We start from the raw sequence: 2,683 nt of genomic DNA, 5'->3' as shown, positions 1-2,683 counted from the left end.
AGTATTGAATTCAAATTATCAGGATTTTTGGGATTCCTTATTTCCATATTAATTGCAGTTCCATTAGCTGCTATAGCTGGTTATTTTTATGGAAAAATGCTTAATCGTATTAAAGGACAGGAAATGACTGTTGGAACATATATAGGTTTTTCAGTAGTTTCATTTATGTGTATTTTTTGGTTATTAGCTCCCTTTAAAAGTCCAGAATTAATCTGGGCCTATGGCGGGGATGGACTTAGAGTTACTGTCTCATTAGAATCTTCTATAGCTCATATTTTAAATACCTTTTTACATTTTTATATTGGCAATATTAAAATCCCAACAGGGTTGTTATTGTTCTTTGCTCTTTGTGCTTTTATTGTCTGGATCTATGGTAAAAGTAATAAAGGATTATCTATGCAAATAGCAGGAAGTAGTGAAAAATTTGCAATATCAAATGGTATTAATGTAAACAAACAAAGAATTAAAGGTACTATATTGTCAACAGTATTAGCAGCTATAGGAATAATTGTATATAGTCAATCCTTTGGCTTTTTACAGCTATATAACGCCCCCCTTTATGCAGCTATGCCAGCAGTTGCTGCTATATTAATAGGTGGAGCTAGTCTTTATCGAGCAAGGATAATTCATGTTATAATTGGAACCCTATTGTTCCAATCTCTTTTAGTTGTAGCATTACCTGTAATTAACATTATAGCAGAAGGAACCATGTCAGAGGTTATAAGGATTATCGTAAGTAATGGAATTATTCTTTACGCCTTAACAAGAAAAGAAGGTGAAACAGCATGATTGTACCAATTATATTTCTAATTCTATGTATTGTGGGATTCTTTTTTACAGGCCTTCCTGCTAGTTTTTTGATAAATGAAATGATAATACGATTGGCAAGAAACTCTATTCTAGTATTATCTTTAGTTATACCAGTTATCACTGGAATGGGTTTGAACTTCGGGATTGTTTTAGGGGCTATAGCAGGTCAGATTGGTCTAATAATAATTACAAATTATCATATTAGCGGTGGAATAGGTCTTTTTATGGCCATAATTATTTCAACACCTTTTGCTATTCTCTTTGGTTATTTAGTTGGTAAAATATTAAATAAAGCAAAAGGAAAAGAAATGATTACCAGCATGATTCTAGGCTTTTTTGCTAATGGAGTTTATCAGCTAGTTTTTTTAATATTTGCTGGTTCATTAATTCCTATTAAAAATAAAAGCCTGCTTCTCTCAACAGGAGTCGGACTTAAAAACACAGTAGATTTAGCAGCAATTAGAGGTTCTTTGGATAAAGCCATACCTTTTGACAAAATTAATTTAGGGTTCTTTCAATGGTTATCCAAATACCCTATAGCAACATTACTTTTTACTTTAGTAATATTTCTAATAGTCAGTTATTTCCTAAAAACTAAATTGGGTCAAGAAATGAGAGCTGTAGGACAAGATATGCATATAGCAGAAGTATCTGGTATCAATGTGGATAGAACTAGAATAATAGCTATAATATTATCTACAATTCTAGCTGCTTGGGGACAGATTGTGTTTTTACAAAATATAGGAACAATGAATACATATGCTAGTCATGAACAAGTAGGATTATTTGCTGTAGCCTCCCTTCTAGTAGGTGGTGCCACAGTAGACAAAGCTTCTTGGAAAGAAGTTATAATAGGTACATTTTTATTCCATTTCTTGTTCATAATATCACCTTTAGCAGGACAAAACCTAATGAATAATGCCCAAATTGGTGAATATTTTAGAGTATTTGTCGCCTATGGGGTTATTGGAGTAGCCTTACTTCTTCATGCTTGGGAAAAACAAAAATCTGATAAATTACCAGTGGATAACTCTTAATAAGATACAATTTATAGTGTTAAATTGACAATCTAAAGGGATTCTTCTCTTTAGATTGTTTTCAGTTTTAAGCATCTATTATTACTTTTGTATATTATTTCCTTCTACTTTTAATTATATATAATCCTTTTTAAAATTTTTCCCTTTTTTCAATGCAGAACTTCATATATTCATATATAATATATATTACCTATTAATTATTAATTTTTTGGAGGTCAATATGAATAAGTTAGATTATCACCAAATACAAACTATTCAAGAAAATACAACAAGAAAACTAATTAAATATATAAATGAATTTGTAAAAAGGGATAAAGTTTTAGATTCTATTGAGTTTTATTATCCTGATTTTGATGAACAAAAAACTAAAATTGCCTTTAATGTCTGGATTAGTATAGACTACAAAACTAACTATGGCAAATCATTTATTGAGCATATGTTGGAAGATAGATCTTCTTACCTTACTAATTTAGAAAAGGAAATATTGATTGAAAGAAATAAATCCTTTGTATCCTTGTTTGAAATAGAAAAAATAAAAGGGGAAAATATCTATATACTAGATCTGTTAACTAGAAAACATCATACTATCTGGGATCCTAATATGTCTAAGCATCTTAAACCTTCAGATCTTATCTTTAGTAGAATTGGTAAAATTATAGACTATGAAGGTTTTATTGGTAATATTAGCTTCTTACCCCCTGCTGTTAAAGATTCATTTATTGGCGAAATATTTGTAGATTATAACAGAATAAGATTTAGATTCCCAGAGCTATCTATAGATAAATACTTAAAAATATATAGTATAAATGTCTATAGAATATATACGGAATGCGTAT

The 2,683-nt window shown here is 29.8% G+C and carries 3 protein-coding genes; all 3 read left to right on the top strand.

Annotated elements, in window-relative coordinates; translation table 11 throughout:
- Positions 1 to 789 (top strand): ABC transporter permease subunit (locus VK998_RS12290; RefSeq protein ID WP_325228786.1); only part of this gene is annotated, 789 nt, incomplete at its 5' end.
- Positions 786 to 1,847, top strand: a complete 1,062-nt coding sequence (locus VK998_RS12285; RefSeq protein ID WP_325228783.1) for an ABC transporter permease subunit — start codon at positions 786 to 788, stop codon at positions 1,845 to 1,847. The genes VK998_RS12290 and VK998_RS12285, both read left to right, overlap by 4 nt.
- 220 nt (positions 1,848 to 2,067) lie before the next feature.
- Positions 2,068 to 2,683 (top strand): DUF7986 domain-containing protein (locus VK998_RS12280; RefSeq protein ID WP_325228780.1); only part of this gene is annotated, 616 nt, incomplete at its 3' end.

Origin of the sequence: Schnuerera sp. (assembly GCF_035459645.1) — a bacterium.
GTDB lineage: Bacteria > Bacillota > Clostridia > Tissierellales > Tepidimicrobiaceae > Schnuerera.
This window is presented reverse-complemented; position numbering and strand designations above follow the sequence as displayed.